At 43.0% G+C, this 23516-nt stretch carries 17 protein-coding genes; 5 read left to right on the forward strand and 12 right to left on the reverse strand.

Annotated elements, in window-relative coordinates; genetic code table 11:
- The 7 genes from tssK to PSI15_RS04075 are packed head-to-tail and all read right to left on the reverse strand — an operon-like array spanning nt 1 to nt 8909.
- Nucleotides 1-1347, reverse strand: a complete 1347-nt coding sequence (tssK, locus tag PSI15_RS04045) for a type VI secretion system baseplate subunit TssK (protein WP_273582406.1) — start codon at nt 1345-1347, stop codon at nt 1-3.
- Nucleotides 1340-1873 (reverse strand): type VI secretion system lipoprotein TssJ, encoded by a 534-nt coding sequence (gene tssJ, locus PSI15_RS04050; RefSeq protein WP_273582407.1) that lies wholly within the window; start codon nt 1871-1873, stop codon nt 1340-1342. The genes tssK and tssJ overlap by 8 nt, the downstream gene beginning before the upstream one ends.
- Nucleotides 1874-1916: 43 nt before the next feature.
- Complete coding sequence (locus PSI15_RS04055; RefSeq protein ID WP_273582408.1) at nt 1917-2309, reverse strand: DUF4150 domain-containing protein; 393 nt, start codon at nt 2307-2309, stop codon at nt 1917-1919.
- Nucleotides 2310-2330: 21 nt separating this feature from the next.
- Nucleotides 2331-3005, reverse strand: coding sequence for a DUF3540 domain-containing protein (locus PSI15_RS04060; protein ID WP_273582409.1), 675 nt, complete (start codon nt 3003-3005; stop codon nt 2331-2333).
- Between the two features lie 14 nt (nt 3006-3019).
- On the reverse strand, nt 3020-4087 hold the full coding sequence (locus PSI15_RS04065; RefSeq protein WP_273582410.1) for a pentapeptide repeat-containing protein: 1068 nt from the start codon (nt 4085-4087) through the stop codon (nt 3020-3022).
- The gene (locus tag PSI15_RS04070) at nt 4084-6687 is read right to left on the reverse strand and encodes a DUF2169 family type VI secretion system accessory protein (protein WP_273582411.1); all 2604 of its coding nucleotides are present in this window, start codon (nt 6685-6687) and stop codon (nt 4084-4086) included. The genes PSI15_RS04065 and PSI15_RS04070 overlap by 4 nt, the downstream gene beginning before the upstream one ends.
- 23 nt (nt 6688-6710) lie before the next feature.
- Nucleotides 6711-8909: a type VI secretion system Vgr family protein gene (locus tag PSI15_RS04075; protein WP_273582412.1), complete on the reverse strand. Its 2199-nt coding sequence runs from the start codon at nt 8907-8909 to the stop codon at nt 6711-6713.
- Nucleotides 8910-9530: 621 nt separating this feature from the next.
- Here PSI15_RS04075 and murJ point away from each other — a divergent pair.
- Together murJ and PSI15_RS04085 are read left to right on the forward strand one after the other, a co-directional pair.
- On the forward strand, nt 9531-11069 hold the full coding sequence (gene murJ / locus PSI15_RS04080; RefSeq protein WP_273582413.1) for a murein biosynthesis integral membrane protein MurJ: 1539 nt from the start codon (nt 9531-9533) through the stop codon (nt 11067-11069).
- Nucleotides 11070-12063: 994 nt separating this feature from the next.
- Complete coding sequence (locus tag PSI15_RS04085; protein ID WP_273582414.1) at nt 12064-15708, forward strand: hypothetical protein; 3645 nt, start codon at nt 12064-12066, stop codon at nt 15706-15708.
- A 108-nt stretch (nt 15709-15816) separates the two neighbouring features.
- Here PSI15_RS04085 and argS read toward each other — a convergent pair whose 3' ends face one another.
- Both argS and PSI15_RS04095 read right to left on the reverse strand, forming a co-directional pair.
- Nucleotides 15817-17547 carry an arginine--tRNA ligase gene (gene argS, locus PSI15_RS04090; protein ID WP_273582415.1) on the reverse strand — a complete coding sequence of 577 codons (1731 nt, stop codon included), beginning with the start codon at nt 17545-17547 and terminating at the stop codon, nt 15817-15819.
- A gap of 120 nt (nt 17548-17667) precedes the next feature.
- Nucleotides 17668-17802 carry a hypothetical protein gene (locus PSI15_RS04095; RefSeq protein WP_273582416.1) on the reverse strand — a complete coding sequence of 45 codons (135 nt, stop codon included), beginning with the start codon at nt 17800-17802 and terminating at the stop codon, nt 17668-17670.
- A 136-nt stretch (nt 17803-17938) separates the two neighbouring features.
- Between PSI15_RS04095 and cutC the strand changes: the two genes are divergently transcribed.
- Nucleotides 17939-18691, forward strand: a complete 753-nt coding sequence (gene cutC, locus PSI15_RS04100) for a copper homeostasis protein CutC (RefSeq protein WP_273582417.1) — start codon at nt 17939-17941, stop codon at nt 18689-18691.
- Nucleotides 18692-18763: 72 nt separating this feature from the next.
- Here the strand turns inward: cutC and cmoB are convergent, their stop codons facing one another.
- The 3 genes from cmoB to PSI15_RS04115 all read right to left on the reverse strand — a co-directional run bounded on the left by cmoB (nt 18764) and on the right by PSI15_RS04115 (nt 21043).
- Entirely contained in the window at nt 18764-19735 is a 972-nt protein-coding gene (gene cmoB / locus PSI15_RS04105; protein ID WP_273582418.1) for a tRNA 5-methoxyuridine(34)/uridine 5-oxyacetic acid(34) synthase CmoB, read from the reverse strand.
- Nucleotides 19735-20532 carry a carboxy-S-adenosyl-L-methionine synthase CmoA gene (gene cmoA / locus PSI15_RS04110; protein ID WP_273582419.1) on the reverse strand — a complete coding sequence of 266 codons (798 nt, stop codon included), beginning with the start codon at nt 20530-20532 and terminating at the stop codon, nt 19735-19737. The genes cmoB and cmoA overlap by 1 nt, the downstream gene beginning before the upstream one ends.
- Nucleotides 20533-20644: 112 nt before the next feature.
- Nucleotides 20645-21043 carry an MAPEG family protein gene (locus PSI15_RS04115; protein WP_045970657.1) on the reverse strand — a complete coding sequence of 133 codons (399 nt, stop codon included), beginning with the start codon at nt 21041-21043 and terminating at the stop codon, nt 20645-20647.
- A 266-nt stretch (nt 21044-21309) separates the two neighbouring features.
- Here PSI15_RS04115 and aspS point away from each other — a divergent pair, with 266 nt between their 5' ends.
- Nucleotides 21310-23079 carry an aspartate--tRNA ligase gene (gene aspS / locus PSI15_RS04120; RefSeq protein ID WP_273582420.1) on the forward strand — a complete coding sequence of 590 codons (1770 nt, stop codon included), beginning with the start codon at nt 21310-21312 and terminating at the stop codon, nt 23077-23079.
- Complete coding sequence (nudB, locus tag PSI15_RS04125) at nt 23079-23513, forward strand: dihydroneopterin triphosphate diphosphatase (RefSeq protein WP_045970661.1); 435 nt, start codon at nt 23079-23081, stop codon at nt 23511-23513. The genes aspS and nudB overlap by 1 nt, the downstream gene beginning before the upstream one ends.
- Nucleotides 23514-23516: the final 3 nt, after the last annotated feature.

The following is a 23516-nucleotide window of genomic DNA, read 5'->3' on the forward strand; positions in this document are numbered from 1 at the left end:
TTACCTCAATTTTTCCTGATTACGAACCGCCCAAAACTCGATATTCAGGCCAGGGAAATCACCGGCCAGATGTAATGCAAAGCCGCTGGATTTTTCCATCTGCTTCCATAAATCCCCCTCTTTTTCCAATTCGAAATAGACATAACCTGAATGCCAGGGGATCTGTCTGGGGACAGAGGGCATTGCCCGCAGGGAAATACCGGGTAATTGCAATTGAACTAATTCACGTATGCGGCCAACGGGGGCAATTTTCATTTGGGCCGGGAAGTTGTTCATCAGCATCTCATTCGCAACGTCAGCATGGACAGCCAGAATAAAGCTGAACACATGTATCATATTGGCGTCGGGTAACGTCGCAATATTCAAGCCGTGAGAGTATTCCGTTAATGGCAACTGAATCGCATGTTCTTCCAAAATGATTGATAACCCTTGGCGCAGTTGGAACATAAGTTGATTGAAACACTGCGTTAAATGGTCATGATCATAGCGAGGCAAATTCTCTTCCGGCACACGGTGTTGGGAAAAGGTCGCCAATTCAGTAGCAAATTGTAGCCATTCACTGAATAACCGTTCCGGATGCAGTAATGACAGATGCCGGATATGGTTCACTTGGCCGCTATACCGGTTTAACAGTGACAGCAGAAGAAAGTCCATAATCTCAGAATCATTGTAGCGCCCCAACTGTAACAAGCGCTGGCTGATTTGTTGGCGGCGTTGTTCCAGTAAGTCCTGTATATCGTTGATAAAGCCGACGATTTGTGGGCTGGCATGACCGTTGAGCAGAGGAGGAATAAATTGCGAATCAAGGTGGAGTTTCTTGTCACTGGTTTTATTGATGACATGCACAATGCCCAATGCCGTCCATTCGGGCGTTAAATCAGATTCCAACATCAGGCGCAAACGCATTTTGCCGAACTGTACCGCAGCGTTGCCGACTGACATGGCATTAAAGTCATTGACTTCAACTTCAAAGCTGACAAAGCGGGCTAAAGAGTCACCTTTTTCACTGAAAATAACCTCTTCTTTCCCGCGCCGGAAAATGGGCAAGGCCAGAACAACATGAGTATCTGACAGATTTTCACCAAGCTGTAACGGCGTAGGGGCATGGGTGGTATCAAAACTAAAGGGCGTTCCGTCAGGAAAAATACCGCTGGCGGAGGAAAGGCTGACTTTACCTTGGTTGAGGAGTTTCTGATCTAATTCAAGCGACAAAAACCCCCAATAGTAAGGCGCCTGCGCTATTCCCCAGTCACGAATATAGGCTTCAAAATAGTTTTCCGCCTGCTGAAAGTGGTGGGGGCGTAAAAACATCCCTTCCGTCCAGATCACTTTTTCTGATTTATTCATTATTTTCTTTATCTCCAGCCGCACAGCTTGAATGACACTCTTTAATTAGACTTAAGCCTTTGTTGGTGACTTTTACGCACACCCGTAGTTCGTCAGAAGGAGAACGCCAGAACTGATAAAAAGGGGGATTTTCAGGTACAGGAACGGGAAATGAAATCCGCCATTTCTTACCGCTCAAATTTTTATATTCAGCGATCAGCCCGATATGCCTGGCTTCCGGTTGGTTTTTTTCCATCAGGCAATGCGTGGATTGGGAAGGGAGGATAAACAGTTGATCTTCATTAACCAGTTTATCGCCCAATGCCTCCTGAGCTGTGCCTTGCAAGGAAAAAAAATCGGCAGACATAAACGCTTCATTCGATTTCAGCAAAAAAACGTCTATCTTCATCGGCTCAGAATCATTTACATTCGATTCGGTATTGAAGATAAATTGATAGGGCGGCAATTTTGCCTTTGATGAACAACCCGTTATGGTTAACAGTACTAAGGTTAACAGTATGGTGGTCATCATTGTTGTGGATAGCAAAAGTCCCTTTCTCCACAATCCGATTGAACTTAAACCCATCATGTCAGGCGGCGATGATCAGGACTTTGGTCTGGCTGGGAACAATGCGGAAACCCATCGCATTCGTCGAATTCTGCATGGTAGAACTTGACATCCGGGTTGCCGGAGAACCTTTGATCAAGACTGAGTTAGCCCCCATCACATGACGGGAGGAACCCATTACCGTGCCGGAAGCGACGCCGGTATTGGTGCCGGCGTTATCTCCGGTGGTCATGGGGATGGTGGTTGCCAGATTATGTGCCGGGCAACCCATAAATAAAATGTTGGGTGCATTGCTGATACCGGTCGTTCCTTGGGCCATATTGGGATAGGGCACCGGTACAGGCGTAAACATTGGGGTCAGGCAGACATCGGGAACGGCGAGATCCATTCCACCCCCTTGAGAATTAGCAAACATCGTTTTCCTCCTGGCCGATATTTAGCCGATATGAATTTGTTCAGCATCAATTTTGGTCATGGCTTTTGCCGTGACCATCGTCTGTTGGGCGTGTAATCGGGCATAATTTTCCGCCCGCATATCTAATTGACCGGCACGAACCTGCTCAGTTTGGGTGGTATGCCGAAACAAGCGGTGACTGAGTTGTGTGACGGTTTTCCAGAGTGATTCAAACTGATTGCCAACCAAGCGGGTGATTGAGATCCATGCTGAGAGTGATTTTCCGCTGTACTGCATTTCGCTGATATGGCAGTTTCCGTTGTTAGCAGTGATCGTTAAGTCATTACTGTTCATACTCAGGTTCCCTTGAGCAGTGATGGTCAGATCACCGGGGACGCTGATTTCAGCAATGCTCTGTTGTTCTGCCCGTTCTAATATGGCTAAGATCCAGCGCTGATTATTGATTTGCGTAATTAATACGGTATCGCCTATACAGGGGGTCAATAGGCAACTCACGGCTCGCCGGCAATGCCACTCACGGTTGGCATGACTGTTTGCCATAAAATCTGCCATAAAGCTGCCATCCTGAAGAACATCAACAATCTGGCCGCTAATCTGCTGCAATGGCTCAGTCGTAAGGGGAGCAGTCGTAAAGGTATCGATCGCAAAGGGCGTTGCAAGGGGGGATGAGGAGAGCGCATAAGAAGGCTTCGTCATGTTGATTCTCCTGATTAAATCTTGTTATGTTGCAGACTCCACTCTTCAGCGGCCAACAGTTCAGGATCATTTTCCAGAATACCTTGGCGGTCAGAGAACAATGCGCCAACCTGTTGAGCACGATGAAAAAGGGTTCTCATAAAGTGAGCAGTACGAAAATCACAGTTGTTGACGTTTGCATAGGAAAAATCGGTGTAAGGCATATGACAACCGGTGAACTGTGCATTTTCTGCATTCACGTTGTGCATGACGGCCATCGCGAGATTACTGTGCCGGAAATCAGCAGATGCCAGACAGGCACCAACAAACAGGGCTTGCTCAAACAGACTATTTTTGCAACGGGCGCGGGTTAAATCTGCTTCAATAAATAGTGACTGGGTGGCATTGACATTCGAGAGTAAAGCGTCTTTTAAAATCGCACTTTTGAAATTGCAATTGGTCAGTATGGCGTGGCTGAAATTGACCGATTCAAGCTGGCTACCGATAAATTGGCACATTTTAAGTGTCTGTTTGTGAAAATTTTGTTTACGCAGATCACACTCAAAAAAAATCGCTTTGTTAAATTCACTGGCAGAAAAATCGCTGGTGCGTAAATCCTGACGAAAAAAAGTGACCAGAAAAAGCTGGCCGTGGCGAAACTTTGTTTGATCCATCGATGAATGAAGAAATGTGATGCGATCAAAGTGACTGTGGCTGAAATCAGCATCTTGCAGTGAACAGGAGATAAACTGGGAACTGTTCTGTTTGGTCGCGGTAAACTGGGTTTTTTTTAAACTAGATTGATTGAATACGTCGTTGATTAATCTGCTGTTATTAAAAATTGCCCGTCCCAGATTGCACTGCTCAAAAATGTTTTGTTCAAGGGTTGCTGAATCGAAAGTCGCGCCTTCGGCCTGACATCCGGTAAAAATGGATTCCTTAATCAAGGTATGAGAAAGATCCGCACCGGAAAAATCGACTTCTCTAAAAATTCCCCCTGATAAATCACGTCCGCTCAGGGAGATGTTCTGCAAACTGATTTTTTCAATCACCTCACCCTGTTGGATTTTGTCGACCAGTTCATCCGCCGTCAGGAGACTCATACCACATCCTTATCCCGTTTAGGCAAGGTCTTGGTGCGCTTAATATACGCCTCTTTAATTGAGGTTGAATCGCTGATAATGGATTGGGACAAATCAGTACGGAACAGATTGGCGTGCCGTAAATCTGCGTTGTTAAAGCTGCATTTCTGCATAAATGCGCTCATCAGGTTGGCATTATTCAGCAAGGCACCGCGGAAATCCGTTCTGATAAACAGACTTTTGCCTGCATTCAGATACTGCATATCGGCTGACCGGCAGTCAGCTTCACTGAGATCGCTGTTATTCAACGTCGTGGCATAGAAGTTAGCCTGAACCAGCGGCATTTGGCGCAAATTGCATTCTGTCAATGTGGCATGGCTGAAATCGGCCTGATTCAGTTCACTGTTCATGGCAAACGCGCAGGTCAGCAAGTTGGCTGAATGAAAGCGGATACCGTTCGCCTGCGTTTCCACCCATGAACAACTTTCCAGCGTGGCATGGTCAAAAACTGCGTGTTTTAGCTTGCAGTGAATAAAGGCCACTTTAGTCAGGTGGGCGTTATTGAACGTGAGGGCCGGGAGTTCAAGTTGCAAAAACGTACAGTTGTTCCATTGCGAATCGGGGAATTGGCAATGGGTAATAAAGATCTGTTGCAGGAGTAAATCTGTAAAGATGACGCGGTCAAAGCGGCAACGATCAAATCGCGTTTCCTGTAACTGGGTTTCGGTAAAACTGGCCGTAGAAAAGTCACTCTGTTCACAGTTAGCCAGTGCCAAACTGGCATGATCTAATTTGGCACCACGTAATGAAGCGTGGCAAATTTCTGTTCTGGCCAGCATGGCTTCGCTGAAATTGGCTTCATCCAATTGGCAATGATTGAAACACGCGCTTTCCAATAAAGTACGGGTGAAATTGGCTCCTTGTAAATCCATACCAGACAAATCCGCGCCGGTAAAATCCATGCCAGTGAAATCACCCCCTTGCCGCATGATGGTTTGTACCCGCTGGCGAATGATTTGTGACAGGTTACCGGTCAGGCGCAGGGCAGGAGCCTGTTTTTGCACTGAAGATAAGTACAGGGTGTGGAGCGATTGTGCCATTTGAGCGAGATCTTCATCACTCAGCCCCATTTGCTGTTGTTGCCGGTGTAGCGTGTCCCGTATTTTATGCAGATTTTCGGGTCCCCGGTGCTGAGGCTCTGCCGTCAATTTTTCGGTATCAATACCTTGTTCTTTTATCTTCGCCAGCATCTCGGTTTTTTTTAATTCAATATCACTGTTTTTTTCGGCAATATCGTGCTCAATTTTTTCCACAAATTCCGGCAGATCACTGAGTTTGGGCAGGGTAACGGGTTCAGTTTCCGCCGGGATCATTTCGGTAGAGAGCAACGTATTGATATCCTGACCATATTCAGCCAACCGTTCTTGTTGCTGTTCACGCAGGCGTTTTTCCCGATTTTGCAGATTTTGCTGTAAGGGGGAGTGATTTTCGGGGAGTTCAGTATCTAACCATGCGCCAACCAGCGCTTCGGGCAGCAAATCTTTTTCCCGGAACGTGTAAAGAACGCCTTTTTCTTTATCCAACCGTTGTTCAAGTACCCGCAGATAATGTTCCGTTGAACGCGGCTTCCCGCGCAATTCCAATGCCGGCATCATGTGCAGGACATCCTTGGCGTCATCTTCATTAACTTGTGCGCTGCCATGCCAAATTAATAGCATCTGTTCCCGATGGGGAAAAAACCATACAGTGGTATTGCGCATGACGACTTCTTCAAAAATTTCTTCATCAAGACGCAAGCGTTTGATAAAACAACGAGCGTTCCAGGATGGCAAAATCCCTTCCTGAACCGGTTTTTCGGGGTGCATATTCCAGATGCGCCACGTTGCGTGTTCCGGCAATGCGGGATGTTCTTCCCACCATTGATCCTCAGGGGCGGCATTAAATAACCGCCAATCCATGTCATTGGCAAAGCCGGGAAATTCGTTTTCCAGCCACGCCTTATCATATTTTTTCCCGATACGGGCAAAGCGGCGTGGCCAGATAATATCCAGCGGGCAAAAACTGGCCGGCACGGGAACGTCCTGTTGCGACGTTAATTTCCGCTGTGACATTAAGCGATGATGCAGTGTTTCGATGTTGGGCAGGCGATGAATTTTCATCCCATTATCCCGCTCTTCTGGATTGACACCGATGCCGTGTGGATTTTCTTCATAGCCTTCGCCACCCAACGCCCGGCTCCAGTCCAGTCGCATTTGCTCAAACGGCTGGGAGGGGGAGGGATGGTCATCATGCCAATAACGATCACCGAAAACCGCCAATGTCTTATCCAATTGCCCAATTTGAATGCGCGCCGCGCAAGCGGTTTTATCGCTTTGATGATGGGTGTAGGCATAACCGGTGGCCAGAAATTCCGCACACGGTTTAGGCATGGCGAGATCAATAATCCCATTACAGGTTTTCAATTCACTTTCTGCCAGTTGCCAAAGCTCCGCCTCCGGGCGCAAACGTGGGGCAGAACTCATATCCGCCAACGCCATAATGGCAATCCCCAGATGGTTTTTTTGCAACCAACGATAAGGTCGGTAAAGCAGGCTTAGGCGCAGTGGTTTGATGATTTTCATTCAGAGCCTGACGGATAGCGTGATTAACTCATAAGATGTAATGAGCTGTTTGAGAGGTTGACGTCTGCTTGATCAATCGACGCATTCGCGTTACCGAGTTTTACATCATTTTTAGCAAGATCCACCACAGTTTTGCTCATTGATACATCAGTAAAACCGAGAGAAATATCGTCATGACTCATGCTAAATTTAGTATTGGAGAATGATGCATCGGTACTGCTCATATTGAGTCCCACCAAGGAAATAGATAAACCTTTGGACGAAAATAGAGATTGTGGACAATCTATGACTACATTAGTATCACTTTTGATCGTAATCAGGTTAGGGCTTGAAATTTTTGTCACACCGGTAATATCCTGTACCCAGTTGCCATCAATCGTTGCTTTTAAATCCCCGTTGACCTTGTAAGTATCGCCGCCATTGATCTCGGTTTTTCGTCCATCTTTGATCGTTTCTTGCTGACCACTTTCAACCGTTAAGGTATCTTTGCCGCTAATGGTTGTTTCATGATTTGCTTTATAGGTGAAACTGGCATTTCCCGTGACGGTATCTTTTTGCTGCTTTTTTATTTCAGTGGTACGGTTGCCGTCAATAGTGACTTTTTTATCTTTTTCCACCGAAATATTCATGTCACGTTCTGCGTGCAGGTTAAATAATTCCTTATCGGGTTCATCATCTAAAAAGAGGTAGTTTGCCTGATCATGCTTACCTCCTTTGGTATTCGACATAATACCGACACGGGTTTCATGTTTGGGCAGTTCCCACGGTGGCATATTCTCATTGTTATAGGTGCTGCCGATGACTAACGGTTTATCAGGATCACCATTGACGAAACTGATAACCACTTCTTCACCCACGCGAGGGACACAGACACTGCCGTAACGCCAGCCAGCCCAATGTGTCGAAACCCGTACCCAGCAAGAGCGGGTATCATCTTTTTTGTCATCTTTATCCCAACGGAATTTCACTTTGATACGACCGTATTTGTCTGTCCATATTTGCTTATTTTTGGGGCCGGTGACAACGGCGGTTTCCAGGCCGGTCACTTTTGGCCACGGTGTCACTGCCAACGGTTTCCAATGAGTGTCAGCCGGAATGGCCTCAAATTGAATGATGTTTTTCGGTGCAGGCGAATTTGAATCAAGTTCGTCGGTGATATTATTAACTAATTCGCCAACGACAATCTCAGCAGGATTGTCAGCGGAAGTTATCGTGGGCGTCGTAACGTAAGGCTTTTCATAAAAATGGTAGCGTGCGCCGATAATCAGGTAATCATTATGTGTATCGCCCTTGATATCATGGGGCAGTGATAGCGTGAAAGTATGTCCTGCCGCCATTCCCAACACATTGCCTTCACCATCAATCAATTCACTTTTTGCTTCAGCCGCTTTTTGGCGCACTTTGGCATAAAATTGCCCTTGATCACTTTCTACATAGTGCCCCGGCCAAATGAATATTTCGGTGTCATCAATCGAGCTGCTTGGAGTTTGAATGGCGGTATAGAGTTTGGCCCGTGGTTTACGGAAGTCGTAGTCGTCAAGACTGTAAGTATTCGGTATGGTGATGCTGGAGACATTCCAATTATAAATATATTCTGTAAGGTGTTTTTTCAATGAATTACCCACACTGTGATACTTAATGGTGTCATAGCCGGGCAGGGGTTGATGGGATTGGGGCGCATCAACCAAAATTAGGGTATGGTTTCCCATATCATGTTTGAAATAATAGTAAATGCCTTCATGTTCCATCAGACGATGGATAAAATCGAAATCAGTTTCATTATGTTTGACGCAGTATTCCCAAGTGCGATATCTTTCAATAAGTTGGTTTTCAAATTGAATGCCAGTCTGACTGAATACCTCAGCAATAATATCGGGTACCGTTTTATCTTGCCAAATGCTATAACCCAGTTTTTGTTTCAACTCCCACAATTTAGGCCGGACGGTGGCGGTATATAAATAAAGCCTGTCATCATATTTATAAAAAGGTGCGTAAGATATTTTTTCGATATATCCACTTAAGTATCTTGTCGGTGTGGATTTGTTTTTTATTTCTACAGTGAGTATCGTATTATGCAGTGATATTGGGTCCGACAATCTCTTCTTACTCAATAATTCAACCTCAAACTTGTAGGCTTCAGATAACCTTTCCACCCCTTTAAGGGATTTGAAATATAAAGACTTATCAGATAATGAGCTATGTGCGATAAACTTTCTTTTCATGGGATATCCTTGCTTTTGTTTAAAGCTACCGCATATTCCTTGCAGGGCAGGGAACATACAAAAAGAGGGGGTAATATAGGGTGATGGCTTCTCTGGTATGAGTTAAGCAGAATGTTGACTATTTGCAATCTGTTGCTGCTATTCTGTTGATGAAATATATAAGTTTATTTTTATCGTTTTGTCCGGTTTTATTACTATGGATATGTATGTGTTTATTAAGTAAGATTTTTTAAAGATTGCAAATTTATTTAACACTGTAAATGGTTTAACTCTGTTGATTAAATCTTATTTTAGATTGGAATGCGTAACTAGTTAATTATCATGCGCATTATAAGAGTGGTCGGGTTAATTATTCTATTTTTTGTCGGAAATAATGTTTTTTCTGGTTAATTAATATCGCTTTTATCAGAAAATCGCCCTTTGTTATTTTTGAGGGCAGGATGTCCCTGACAGGATATGAACGATGCTTTTGAGTGACATCCGGCGAGCAAAAAAACAACACAATACCGCATTGAAATGAAGGGAAATGATTAATATTCAATAATATTATCTTGATTTCTTTGCGCTAATCGCTTTACATCTTTTATATTCATTGCATAGAAACCAATCTTAGAAAATACCATGAATTTACTGAAATCACTGGCAGCGGTCAGCTCAATGACGATGTTCTCCCGCGTTCTGGGCTTTATCCGTGATGCCATCATTGCCCGTATATTTGGGGCTGGCGTGACGACAGATGCCTTTTTCGTTGCCTTCAAATTACCTAACCTGTTGCGCCGCATTTTTGCTGAAGGCGCTTTTTCGCAAGCGTTTGTTCCTATTCTTGCTGAGTATAAAAATCAGCAAGGGGATGAAGCGACACGCACTTTTATTGCTTATGTGTCAGGCATGTTGACGCTGATTTTGGCGCTGGTCACCGTGATAGGGGTGATTGCTGCGCCTTGGGTCATCTATGTGACGGCGCCCGGTTTTACTGATACACCGGATAAGTTTGTCTTAACCCGTGATCTCCTCAGAATTACCTTCCCCTACATTTTTTTGATCTCGCTGGCTTCCTTGGCGGGCGCTATTCTCAATACGTGGAATCGTTTTTCTGTGCCCGCCTTTGCACCCACTTTGCTGAATATCAGCATGATTTTTTTCTCGCTGTTTGTGGCGCCTTACTGTCACCCACCGGTGATGGCATTGGGTTGGGCCGTGATTGCGGGGGGGATTTTGCAATTGGCTTATCAGCTTCCTCACCTGAAAAAGATCGGGATGCTGGTATTGCCGCGCGTTTCCTTCCGTGACAGCGGTGTATGGCGGGTTATTCGCCAGATGGGGCCGGCTATTTTGGGGGTTTCAGTCAGCCAGATTTCTTTGATTATTAACACTATTTTTGCCTCGTTTCTCGTTTCAGGCTCGGTTTCGTGGATGTATTACGCGGATCGTTTAATGGAATTGCCTTCGGGCGTGCTGGGCGTGGCGTTAGGCACAATCCTGCTGCCTTCACTGGCAAAAAGTTTTTCCAGTGGGGATCACGAAGAGTATAGAAGGTTAATGGATTGGGGATTGCGCCTGTGCTTTTTGTTGGCACTGCCTTGCGCGGTGGCGCTGGGAATGTTGGCAGAACCGTTGACCGTGTCACTTTTTCAATACGGCAATTTTTCTGCCTTTGATGCAGCAATGACCCAACGGGCATTAATTGCCTATTGCTTTGGTCTAATGGGATTGATTGTGGTTAAAGTCCTTGCCCCGGGTTTTTATTCTCGTCAGGATATTAAAACCCCGGTAAAGATTGCGATTGCAACCCTGATTTTGACGCAGTTAATGAATCTGGTGTTTATCGGCTCCTTGAAACACGCCGGGCTGGCGCTTTCGATTGGGTTGGCGGCCTGCTTTAATGCCGGCATGCTGTATTGGCAATTACGTAAGCGGGACATTTTTAAGCCATTGGCGGGTTGGGGTGTTTTCCTGCTGAAATTGGGAGTCGCAATAGCAGTGATGGTGGCGGCGTTATTGGCCATGTTATGGCTGATGCCGGCATGGGAGCAGGGCAATATGGCATTGCGCCTGTTACGATTAATGGGGGTTGTCATTGTGGGTGCCGGTAGTTATTTTGCGGCATTGGCGTTAATGGGTTTCCGCTTGAAGGATTTCGCCCAGCGGGGATTGCGGTAATATCTTTTTATTGAACAGCCGCCCAATAATGATTGGGCGGTGTTACCAGCTTTGTTTTTTGGCTATCACCTTTTTCACCTAGCGTTAAATCATAGAGATTCAAGCGAGGCAGAATATGTGTTCTATACATTTCAATATCTATATCAATATTATGCTTAGCAAGTATATAGCATTGATAATGCTGGTTATTACCCCAAAATGGATCTAGGTCACGAATAAATTCCTAAATTTAGCATATAATCATTATTAATATATTTATTCCGTTTTTCATCTTCATAATTAATGCTTCCTTGATTTTTAGGTCATTTTATTTGTAGAGAATAACGTTTAATTCCATTAAAATTAGCGCTATAGGTTGATAATGTTTTATTATTTACTAAGTGCTTGATAAGCTTTATGGATTCTATTTTGGTGGATTCCATGATAATTCCTTATGTTATTTATGGTAAGATAAAATAAAAAATAACCTGCTAATATTGAATGATGTTTTCTTGGTCGTCAATAAAGACTATTTATTTGGAGTACACACTATAAACTTTAAGTTGTAGATCGCAAAACGAAAGTGCGGATTGATATAAATAAAAATCAATTATTTCAAAATGATAAATGTAAAATACTATTGAATGAGTTGTGGGTTGTGATGAGAATACAGAATATACAGGATATTCCGTGATTGAATTTTAACTCATTGTTTAATAAATAAAAAATAAAAAAAATAGATATAAAACGTGTAATGCAAATAAATATTTGACAGATTTATAATCAATGTCTAATACTGATATAAATAACATTCCAAAATTGTCGATCACTTCCTTACTCCTTGTGGTATGAGCAGTAAGGGAACCTTATAATCTGAGTGTATCGCTATTATGAAAAATTATTTATAAGTACCATATTACAACATGGTGCTGGCATGTATCATTAATAAAATAATGAAAAAATCCCACATTAGAAAATGTTAAAGAAAAATAACCATTATAGTAGAGGTAATATTATGACTACGCAAAACAAATCAAACTGCAATTATTCTTCTGTAACTAAGTTTATGAAAAATTATGGTTTGGATAATGATGCAGAATATTATGCAGGTGGTGGTTTTGAAATCATAGAAAACAAAAAAGGAGGGATTGAAATTTTTTTTCTAGGTGGAGGTAAGATTGATAATATCATTAACATGTATCCAGATGTCAATAGTCATTCTGGATACAGCAGTGAGCAACTTCCTCTTTCAACCGAAGTTATTTCGCCTCGTATAAAAGATACATATGCAACTAAATTTGACAAAGGAAGAATAGCTTTATTTTCCATGCATAACAATAGAATAGATTATATTTATGAAAATGTAAATACAGAAAAAGAACGTTGGAGTTCAGTTAAGACTATAAATTTCCCTCCTTATATTAAAGAAGAGATGATTTATGATATACAGGTAAATCATCTTGAATTGGATGATGGAGGTGAAGGTATAATTATTAATTTAATAAAAAATGATGGTTATGACAAAAATGATGATTATAACAAAATAGTGTTATCAGTAGATAAAATTGAAGATAATGAACCAAAAGTAGAACCTAATATTATTGATAATAAATGGTTATATGATGAGAGGTATTCGGAGTGTTCTAATGTGATATCAACTGGAAATACTATCAGGACAGCTGCTATAGAATTTATCAAGTATGATAAGAAACATCAAGAAAAATCCTTCTCATATGTTAAATACTTATGGAAGAAGGGTGATATTACAAGAAAAGATTATGACGGTCAAGATGGTAAATTTGATAGTGACATTACTAATATAGATGGATTAATATCCATAGATGATGGGAAAAAGAGGAGAACCTATTGTAAAGTATCTACAGTAAATTCTCATCAGTATATAATTTCATTGAATGTCGAGGATGATAAGGTATCGATAAGTAAAATTTTTTCTGATCAATCAATAAATTTAGATACAAAGAAAAATCAAATAATAAATTTTTCAGCATCACTTGATGAACAAAAAAACACACATTTATTTATTAAGTATGGAAACGATACAGAAATGTATGGTAAAGGGGCACTATATCATATGATGGAAAACAATAAATCACCTAGTGGTTGGGGTGATCCTGTTCTAATTAACCAAAGTGTGATGTCATATATCCCTCTTTCTACTACATCAGGAAATATTAATGTTTTTTTTGTTGATAATGTAGTTGATCATAACTTTTTTATTCGTTCAATGTGGTCACTTGAAAATAATCAATGGATTAATAGTAACATTACACCTGGGAAACCTGAAGTCATAAAAGAGTTTACTTCTTATAGTACCGAGTTATACGTGAAAGATAAAGCAGGATTCCCACTGGTTAATGAACCTGTAGAAATATCATCATCTACTCAAACTCAGCTGGTGGTTAATGGTGATATCTATTTCATTGATGAAGATGAAAAAATATCAATCGAAACGAATATGCGAGGGAGTTTTACGATTGTACAACCCGCTGAAAATTTAGGTGTAGCAGCACTATCGTTTACATTACCTCACCGTGATTTTTCTCCTGTTGCAATTCGTCAATACGCTGATATAAAAAATCGTCTATCTAAATTAACTGGTCAGGAGTTAAAAAATGCCAAGGATAGTGAGGGGAACCCATTATTAGATAATATTTCTTCAGATGCTGCTGATCATATAGTGCAAAGCGTAAGACGATGTATGGAAATTGCTGATGCCGCACCGAAGTTACGAAGTACATTGAAAAAAGAACCTCATGTTGGAAAATATACAACTGAAACATTACGTCAGCTAGAGACATTGCAGGTATCTAAGCAGTATCAACCATGGATGCTTGATTTAAGTAAGAATACACCAATTTATCGCGAACTAAGTGAAGAAGAGCTTCAAGAAAAAGTAGCTAATTTATTTAGCCTGTCAGAGTGGTTTAGCAGTATAGGAGATTTTATTTTAAATGTAAAAAATGAAGTTTTTAAAATTATTGATATTACCACGCGCGCTCTCAGTGATGGGGTTGAAGTTATATTTAAATTTTTTGAAAATGGAGTGGAAAAAATTTTTAATGCAGTGGTGAAATCTGTTCAGGATGCTTTAAATATAGCATCGTCAATATTTGATTATATCAAGCTGACAACTGAAAAAATCGTTGAATGGATTGGGTTTGTTTTTGATTGGGATGATATTCTGAGAACTAAGGAAGCTGTTTCTCATGTTTTATCTCTGCAAAAAGGATTTTTTATAGGAGCGACTGAAAAGGCGAGGCATGCTGTTGACAAAGGTTTGAAAGATATTAAAGATGGAATTAATAATTCTTTCGATAAAATTATAGATCAGTATAAGGATAAAAATGTTGGTTATTATTATTATCAAATCGAGTCATTTAAGAATAAAAACAGTAAGTTGTCTGAAAATATGAATAGTGTTTTTTCTAATAATTTTTTGTTAGATCATGTTCTTAACTATAGTGTTAACAATGATTTTGAATCATCATTAAATGTCAATCAACTTCAGTTTGCGGTTAATTATGGCGATGAATCAATAGAAAATTGGAAGAATCAGGCTACAAAATATAGTAATGGTTTTTCAAATTCTGATGCCGTTAGGTCTTTGGGTGAAAAATTGGCCAAGTATGGAGATATTGACGCTATTTTATCAATGACAATGAAAGATGTGTTGGAAATTTTCAAGCTGCTAATAAATGCAGCAATGAAAGGTATAACTGAACTATTTGATTCAACTATGAAAGTCGTTGAAATTATTATTGGAAAATATTCTGACCTTATAGAGATACCTTTAGATATTCCTTTTGTGTCAATGTTTTTCAAATTTATTACGAAAAATGAAAAAAATCCAAGCATAAATGATTTAATATCATTAATTATTGCTATGCCAGTAACTATACTGTCAAAAATTATATTAAATAAAAAACTATTTCCTGATAAAGACAGTGTGTTGCAGTTCAAAAAAGAAATCAATTTAACCAGGTTGCTCGACATCATAAATTCAAAGGATAATAATTCCACTGGTCTAATAAAACATATTGGGGAGGTGCAAAGTAAAAAAAATACCAAGGCTGACGAACCTTACATAATAGCATTAAAAATTATTAGTGCAGTTTGTACTGCATTATCAGGAATGATTGAAGGCCTTCGTGTAGCAGCTTTTATGTTTGAAGAAGCATATCCCAGCGATAGACTTACAACAATTAAGACTTATATAAAATACTTTAGTGCTTTAATATCCACTATTAATGTAATTTGTAGTGCTTTTTATTCCTTTAAAGATCCTTTTTCAGCAATACTTTTGGTATTTAATTGTATTAGGAGTGTTATATTAATTTGTTTTATTATGGTTGAAATTTCTTCTCCATATGTTGATGATGAAATGATTCTCTCACTTAACGTGATTTTTGGTTTAATCATATTTATGTTTTCTTTAATTTTGGGATTATTTTCCAAACAAAATTGGACTGATATTGTATTGGGCTGTTTATCTGGATTGTGGTTATCACTTGGTGTAGTTGCTTTGATTAAACTTCCTTTTCCCTGGCCTGTATTTGGTGTGTCTGCTCAATATATTACAGGAATGTCTGCTTTTGCCATTAAAGTATATAAACTTGCACCTGATGAATTGTGCACCTGATATACAGCACAAATGAAAACAGATGCACGCAAGCCCACGACAGGGCAACAAGACAGAAAAGAGAAAAAACTGGCATGATTTGTTCATGCCAGTTTGTAAAGGGTGTGATTACATCCGTTCTACCGTCTGGATACCCAATGTATCCAGACCTTGTTTCAGGGTTTTGGCGGTCAACAGTGCCAGTTTCAGGCGGCTTTGACGGAGTTCTTCGCTATCCGCACTCAGGATTGGGCAATGTTCGTAGAAACCAGAGAACAGGCCGGCCAGATCATAGAGGTAAGCACACATCACATGCGGTGTACCTTCACGGGCAACGGTGGTGATCGTTTCTTCAAATTGCAACAGGCGGGTCGCCAATGCCTGTTCACGTTCTTCATTCAGCAAAACAGGGTGGGTCAGGCTGCTTTCATCGATTTCTGCTCGTTTGAAGATCGAATTCACACGGGTATAGGCATACTGCATATACGGTGCGGTATTGCCTTCAAAAGCGAGCATGTTATCCCAGTCAAAGACATAATCGGTCGTCCGGCTTTTGGACAGATCCGCATATTTCACCGCGCCAATACCAACGGCATTGACGACCTTTTTCAGCTCCTCTTCCGGCATATCTGGGTTTTTCTCGCGGATCAGGGCACCTGCGCGTTCGATGGCTTCGTCCAGCAAATCAGACAACCTGACGGTCCCTCCCGCACGGGTTTTGAATGGCTTGCCGTCTTTGCTCAGCATCATACCGAACATGTGGTGTTCGAGTGACAGGGATTCAGGAATGTAACCCGCCTTGCGGACGATTGTCCAAGCCTGCATCAGGTGTTGGTGTTGGCGTGAGTCGATGTAGTAAAGCACGCGGTCAGCATGCAGGACTTCATGACGGTATTTGGCACACGCGATATCCGTGGTGGTATAAAGATAGCCCCCGTCTTTTTTCTGGATGATAACCCCCATCGGTTCACCTTCTTTGTTCTTATACTCATCAAGGTAAACCACAGTAGCGCCATCACTTTCAACCGCCAGCCCGCGTTGTTTCAGATCGGCAACAATGCCGGGCAGCATATCGTTATACAGGCTTTCACCCATGACATCTTCTTTTGTCAGCGTCACATTCAGGCGATCATAAGTTTCCTGATTCTGTGACATGGTGATGTCAACCAGTTTGCGCCACATGGCACGGCAATATTCATCACCCCCTTGCAGTTTGACGACGTAGTTACGGGCACGAACCGCAAACGCTTCATCTTCGTCATAGGTTTTCTTCGCTTCACGATAGAAAGCTTCCAAATCCGCCAGTGCCATGTCACTGGCATCTTCATTCTGGACTTTTTCCAGATAGGCAATCAGCATCCCGAACTGGGTGCCCCAGTCACCAACATGGTTGGCCCGGATGACTTTATGTCCCAGAAATTCAAGGGTACGTGCGGCAGCGTCGCCAATAATGGTGGAGCGAATGTGGCCAATGTGCATTTGCTTGGCAACATTGGGTGCAGAATAATCGATGACGATGGTTTGCGGTGCTACCGGCGTGATGCCCAGTTTTTCATCTTTCAGCGCTGTTTCGAGATTGGTCGCAATCCACGCTTGATCCAGAAAAATATTGATAAAACCAGGGCCTGCGATCTCAATTTTGCTGGCAATGCCTTGCAGATCCAACAAACTGACGACTTTTTCTGCTAATTGTCGGGGGGGTATTCCCACTTTTTTAGCTGCCGCCATGACCCCATTTGCTTGGTAATCACCAAACTGAGCTTTTGCAGATTGACGAACGTGTGCTTCGCTGTCAGCCGGGGCACCCGCAGCAATCAGCGCATGGCTGATTTTTTCTGAAAGAATTGCCTGAATATTCACCGTATTACCTTAAATTACGCACAAAAGCCCCTGCATTTGGACTATGCAATGACTTTCAAGCGTGTGAGTTATGAGAAAATAACGGGTTTTATATCATATTCAGCTTCCTGCATGCTACCATCAGCCGCCGCGGGTGGTATAACTTTTTGTTTTCAGCTTGTCTTTCAGGCGATTATTCGTCGTTTTGGTTAAAGAGATCATAAAAAATGTGGCATAGCCAGCAAAAATGACTTTTTCCTTAGGCAGATTTAGCAAAAAACTCTAACCTTGTGATTTCCAACAAACTACTAAAGAAAATTAGTTGCCATAGTTAATGAGTTCACTAATAAAGGCATCTTGAAATACGACGAGTATAAAAGATTGTTGAAAGTTTATATCCAAGGGGCTTTGAATGATAAAGCTGGAAATTTGCTGTTATAGCATAAGCTGTGCTTTGGTTGCACAAAAAGCGGGCGCTGATCGCATCGAATTGTGTGCAAGCCCGTCGGAAGGTGGGGTGACACCCAGCTTCGGGGCGTTGCAGCACGCCTTACAGTGTTTATCCATTCCTGTGCATCCCATTGTCCGTCCAAGAGGGGGAGACTTCTGTTACAGCAACACAGATTTCGACGTGATGAAAAATGATGTTGCGCGTATTCGTGATATGGGATTTTCTGGGGTCGTTTTCGGCGTTTTGAACGAAGAAGGTCATATCGACAGGCTTCGCATGAGACAATTGATGTCATTGTCAGGAAATATGGAAGTCACTTTTCATCGCGCTTTTGATATGTGCTTCAACCCTCACGTTGCGTTGGATCAACTGACAGAGCTTGGTGTACAACGTATTTTAACTTCAGGCCAGCAACAAAATGCGGAGTTGGGGTTGCCCCTGTTAAAAGAGTTATTACAGGCGAGCCAAGGGCCGATTATTATGCCGGGGGCTGGGGTCAGAATGAGCAATATCAGTAAGTTTCTGGAAATTGGCATAACAGAAGTTCACAGTTCAGCAGGCAAAATGGTGCCTTCTGCCATGAAATACCGGAAAGCCGGTGTGACGATGAGTTCTGACGACAGTGAAGTAGATGAATATGCTTACCACTGTGTTGATGGGCAGTTAGTTGAATCAATGAAGGGAGTGATTAGTTTGGTTCAACGGAAAGAATAAAATACTCCAATTTCATATAAATACCCAAATTTCCAGACACACAGCTAACTGCGTGTCTGGGGGATATGAAAGCTATGCTTTGCGGGCAATAAGGACAGCCCGCAGGGGTGCCGGGTAACCTTCTATCGTTTTATTGTGATCGTTTGGATCAAGAAAATCGGCCAGTGATTCCGTCTTCATCCACTCTGTTTGGCGCTGTTCATCCCGTGTTGTGACCGCATGATCAACAATTCTGACATCAATGAAACCACATTTTTCCAGCCAAATTTTCAGCATCTTGGCCGAGGGAATAAAGTAGACATTGCGCATTTGTGCATAACGCTCACCCGGCATCAGGCATTGATGTTCGTCACCCTCAATGACCAAACTTTCCAAAACTAACTCGCCACCGGAAACGAGCTGGTTTTTCAGTTGCCACAAATGGTCAAGGGGAGAGCGGCGATGGTAAAGCACGCCCATTGAAAACACCGTATCAAAGGCTTTGAGTTCTGGCAGTTGTTCGATACCTAAAGGCAGCAGATGGGCGCGTTGATCGTTGCCCAGTAATTTTCTGACCGCCTCAAATTGACAAAGGAAAAGCTGAGTTGGGTCAATTCCCACGACTAAATCAGCGCCTTCACCTACCATGCGCCACATGTGGTAACCGCTGCCACAGCCGACATCAAGGATGGTTCTGCCTGCTAAAGAAGAAATATGGGGCAGGACACGATCCCATTTCCAGTCAGAGCGCCATTCGGTATCAATCTCCACGCCATACAGCGAAAAAGGCCCTTTACGCCACGGCATCAATAGCTTCAGGATATTTTGAATACGGGCTTTTTCGCCGTTTGATAATGCTGGCTCATGGTTCGCCATCACGCCATTTTTCAGGTCAAGTTGGCTAGGGTGAATTTCAGGCAGATTCTCCAGAATTTTTACCCATGAATTGAACTGACCATGCAGTGCGTCTTTCTGCCAATGATTTAACTGTGCAGGCAGGCATTCTAACCAGTGACTCAAGTGGTTTTTGGCGATCAATTGATAAAAGTTACTGAAATCAATCATTATTCAGCTCCTTTTATCGCTAGTAATGATCCAAAGTTAAAACATTGGAACCAGACTTCAACGTGCTGAAAGCCAGCTTGTTTGAGGCGTGATTTATGGGTTTCAACCGAATCTGTCCGCATGACATTTTCCAACATACTGCGTTTTTGGCTGATCTCCAGTTCGCTGTAACCATTGGCGCGCTTGAAATCATAGTGCATGTTGAACAGCAATTCGCCAATTTGATTATCTTCAAAATTGAATTTTTCAGACAGAACCAAAACACCCCCAGGCTTTAAACCAGTATAGATTTTATCCAGCATTTTCTGGCGATCATCGGGATGCAGGAACTGTAAGGTGAAATTTAAAACGACCATTGAGGCATTTTGAATGTCGGTATCAAGAATGTTCTGTTCGATGACGTCAACGGGGATGCTGGCCTTGAAAGAATCAATATGGCGGCGGCAGCGCTCGATCATTGCGGGTGAGTTATCGACAGCAATAATACGGCAACCCGCTGTATGGGAGGGGTTATTGTTGTCTTCGGTGCGATTTTTTTCGTCACTAATAGCACGGCGGATGGATAGCGTGGCTGCACCAAGGGAACAACCGAGATCATAAATTTGACTGTTTGGCGTGACAAAACGTTCTGCCAGCATACCTATCATAGAGATGATATTGGAATAACCGGGTATTGAACGTTTAACCATATCAGGAAAGACTTCGGCCACACGTTCATCGAAACGCCAGTCACCTAAATTGGCTATTGGGGCAGAGAACAGGCTGTCCCGTTGATTATGAGATTCTTGATTTGACATAACAGCATTGATGTTGGAAACAATAAGAAGCGGTTATTCTAGCAGAATGCGGGAAAAGGCAAAAACCCCTGAGGCGGTACGATACCGCCTTGGTTTGGGTATAGGGAAAAGATTAGGTATAAAGAGAGAAAATCTGCTCCCACGGTAAATAATAGATGTTATTGATAATCATTATCACCATTGAGATATAGGTTGCGGCCATACCCATACGTCGCCAGCGCATATCTCGATGGTGCAAGCCAAAGTAGTGAAGCACTCTGCCTGCAAGTAAGACTAATCCACAAATGTGCAGCATCCAAACGGGGGCTCCATTCATCTCCATCATAACCAATAACAGCATTGAAATTGGAATGTACTCAACAGCGTTACCATGCACCCGGATGGCGGTCTGCAATTCATAAAAACCGCCATCACCATAGGCGACCTGATATTGCGTTCTCAATTTGACGACATCCAGAGACAGTTTAATTAACAGTAGTGCGCCCAGTACGATATAAAGCGAGCTAACCATTTTTTAACTCCATTGCCTAACCAAAAAACGGCCAAGTGATGATAAACCGCAAAAATAAAACTGTCGCTATAAATCATAGTATTTAATAATAAATTCTATGAATGTAACCAGATAGCAAAAAATTGTCTTGCCAGGAACGGTGTTCTGACCTTATCTCCGGTCAGAATTTCCAGTATAATAGCAGCCTTTTTTGCAATTCTTCCTAAAAGAACAATGCCAAAATTTCCGCAGCAGAAAGCATAACGAGCTGAGTAAAAGGATAGTGTATGCGTACTAATTATTGTGGGCAGTTGAACCTGACCCATGAAGGCCAGAAAGTGACTCTTTGTGGGTGGGTAAATCGTCGCCGTGATTTGGGTGGCTTGATCTTTATTGATATGCGAGATCGCGAGGGCATCGTTCAGGTATTTTTTGACCCAGACCAGAAAGAGGTCTTTGCTCAGGCTTCTGAACTGCGTAATGAATTTTGTATTCAAATTACCGGGATTGTGCGTGCGCGCCCTGATCACCAGATTAATCAAGAGATGGCGACCGGCGAAATTGAAGTTTTCGCAGAAAGTTTGATGATTTTCAACCGCTCAGAGCCATTGCCGCTGGACAGCAAACAGAACAACAGCGAAGAGCAGCGTCTGAAATACCGCTATCTTGACCTGCGTCGTCCAGAAATGTCACAACGTCTGAAAACCCGCGCGAAAATCACCAGTTTTGTCCGTCGTTTTATGGATGAAGCGGGTTTCATCGATGTTGAAACCCCAATGCTGACTAAAGCGACGCCAGAAGGGGCGCGTGACTATTTAGTGCCAAGCCGTGTGCATAAAGGCGAATTTTATGCCCTGCCGCAATCTCCACAGCTTTTTAAGCAATTGTTGATGATGTCTGGGTTTGACCGTTATTACCAGATTGTGAAATGCTTCCGCGATGAAGATTTGCGCGCCGATCGCCAGCCGGAATTCACCCAGATCGACGTTGAAACTTCGTTTATGACCGCCGAACAAGTGCGCGAAATCATGGAAAAAATGATCCGTGAATTGTGGCTGGCGGTGAAAGGTGTCGATTTGGGTCACTTCCCGATGATGACATTCGAAGAAGCCATACGCCGCTTTGGTTCAGATAAACCCGACTTGCGTAACCCGCTGGAGTTGGTGGATGTTGCGGATCTGGTTAAAGACGTGGAATTCTCTGTGTTTGCCGAGCCGGCCAACAATCCGAAAGGCCGCGTTGCGACGCTCCGCGTTCCCGGTGGTGCAGAGTTAAGCCGCAAGCAGATTGATGAATACGGCAAATTTGTCGGTATCTATGGTGCGAAAGGCTTGGCGTGGATCAAAGTGAACAACCGTGCTGCGGGTCTGGAAGGGATACAAAGCCCGATTGCCAAGTTCCTGTCCGCAGAAGTGGTTGAAGGCTTGTTGTCCCGTACTCATGCCCAAGATGGTGATATCCTGTTCTTCGGCGCTGACAAGAAAAATATTGTCACTGATGCGATGGGAGCGCTGCGCCTGAAACTCGGCCGTGACCTGAATCTCACCGATCTGGCAAGCTGGAAACCCCTTTGGGTGGTGGACTTCCCGATGTTTGAAGACAACGGCGCGGGTGGTTTGACGGCCATGCACCATCCATTCACCTCTCCGCGTGATATGTCGGCTTCTGAATTGGAAAGCGATCCAGAATCCGCTATCGCGAATGCGTATGACATGGTGATCAATGGCTATGAAGTGGGTGGTGGCTCTGTCCGTATCCATCGCAATGAAATGCAGCAAACCGTATTCCGTATTCTGGGAATTAATGAGCAGGAACAGCAGGAGAAATTTGGCTTCTTGCTGAATGCCCTGAAATACGGTACGCCTCCGCATGCTGGTCTGGCTTTCGGCCTGGATCGCCTCGTCATGTTGCTGACCGATACCGACAATATTCGTGATGTGATCGCGTTCCCGAAAACAACCGCAGCGGCCTGTTTGATGACGGATGCGCCAAGCCCGGCGAACCCAACATCATTGGCAGAACTGGCGATTTCAGTGGTTAAAAAAGAGAACGAATAATGGCTTATAAGCGCCCTGAATCTGTACTGGTTATGATTTACGCCGTTGACAGCAAAAGGGTGCTGATGCTACAGCGACGGGACGATCCGGAATTTTGGCAATCGGTAACAGGTAGCCTTGAACAGGACGAAAAACCGCGTGAGGCGGCGTTACGTGAAGTACAGGAAGAGGTAGGCATTGATATTATCAATGAAAATCTTGAACTGATAGATTGCCAACGCTGTCTTTATTATGAGATTTTCTCGCATTTACGCCATCGATACGCGCCGGGGGTCACGCGAAACAAAGAGCATTGGTTCTCTTTGGCGCTACCTGCGGAGCGGGAGATCTTGCTGACTGAACATTTGGCTTATCAATGGTTGGCGGTGGAAGACGCGGCCAGATTGACAAAGTCGTGGAGCAATCGGCAAGCAATTGAAGAATTTGTTATTTAGTCT

The organism is Xenorhabdus sp. PR6a (assembly GCF_028599065.1).
Lineage (GTDB): Bacteria > Pseudomonadota > Gammaproteobacteria > Enterobacterales > Enterobacteriaceae > Xenorhabdus > Xenorhabdus doucetiae.

Excerpts from the sequence above, each read along its gene's own strand:
- cmoB (WP_273582418.1), bottom strand. The coding sequence starts at position 19,735 with ATGATTGATTTCAGTAACTTTTATCAATTGATCGCCAAAAACCACTTG.
- PSI15_RS04060 (WP_273582409.1), bottom strand. The coding sequence starts at position 3,005 with ATGACGAAGCCTTCTTATGCGCTCTCCTCATCCCCCCTTGCAACGCCC.
- PSI15_RS04075 (WP_273582412.1), bottom strand. The coding sequence starts at position 8,909 with ATGAAAAGAAAGTTTATCGCACATAGCTCATTATCTGATAAGTCTTTA.
- PSI15_RS04085 (WP_273582414.1), top strand. The coding sequence starts at position 12,064 with ATGACTACGCAAAACAAATCAAACTGCAATTATTCTTCTGTAACTAAG.
- PSI15_RS04070 (WP_273582411.1), bottom strand. The coding sequence starts at position 6,687 with ATGAAAATCATCAAACCACTGCGCCTAAGCCTGCTTTACCGACCTTAT.
- cutC (WP_273582417.1), top strand. The coding sequence starts at position 17,939 with ATGATAAAGCTGGAAATTTGCTGTTATAGCATAAGCTGTGCTTTGGTT.
- tssK (WP_273582406.1), bottom strand. The coding sequence starts at position 1,347 with ATGAATAAATCAGAAAAAGTGATCTGGACGGAAGGGATGTTTTTACGC.
- cmoA (WP_273582419.1), bottom strand. The coding sequence starts at position 20,532 with ATGTCAAATCAAGAATCTCATAATCAACGGGACAGCCTGTTCTCTGCC.
- PSI15_RS04055 (WP_273582408.1), bottom strand. The coding sequence starts at position 2,309 with ATGTTTGCTAATTCTCAAGGGGGTGGAATGGATCTCGCCGTTCCCGAT.
- PSI15_RS04115 (WP_045970657.1), bottom strand. The coding sequence starts at position 21,043 with ATGGTTAGCTCGCTTTATATCGTACTGGGCGCACTACTGTTAATTAAA.
- aspS (WP_273582420.1), top strand. The coding sequence starts at position 21,310 with ATGCGTACTAATTATTGTGGGCAGTTGAACCTGACCCATGAAGGCCAG.
- murJ (WP_273582413.1), top strand. The coding sequence starts at position 9,531 with ATGAATTTACTGAAATCACTGGCAGCGGTCAGCTCAATGACGATGTTC.
- nudB (WP_045970661.1), top strand. The coding sequence starts at position 23,079 with ATGGCTTATAAGCGCCCTGAATCTGTACTGGTTATGATTTACGCCGTT.
- PSI15_RS04065 (WP_273582410.1), bottom strand. The coding sequence starts at position 4,087 with ATGAGTCTCCTGACGGCGGATGAACTGGTCGACAAAATCCAACAGGGT.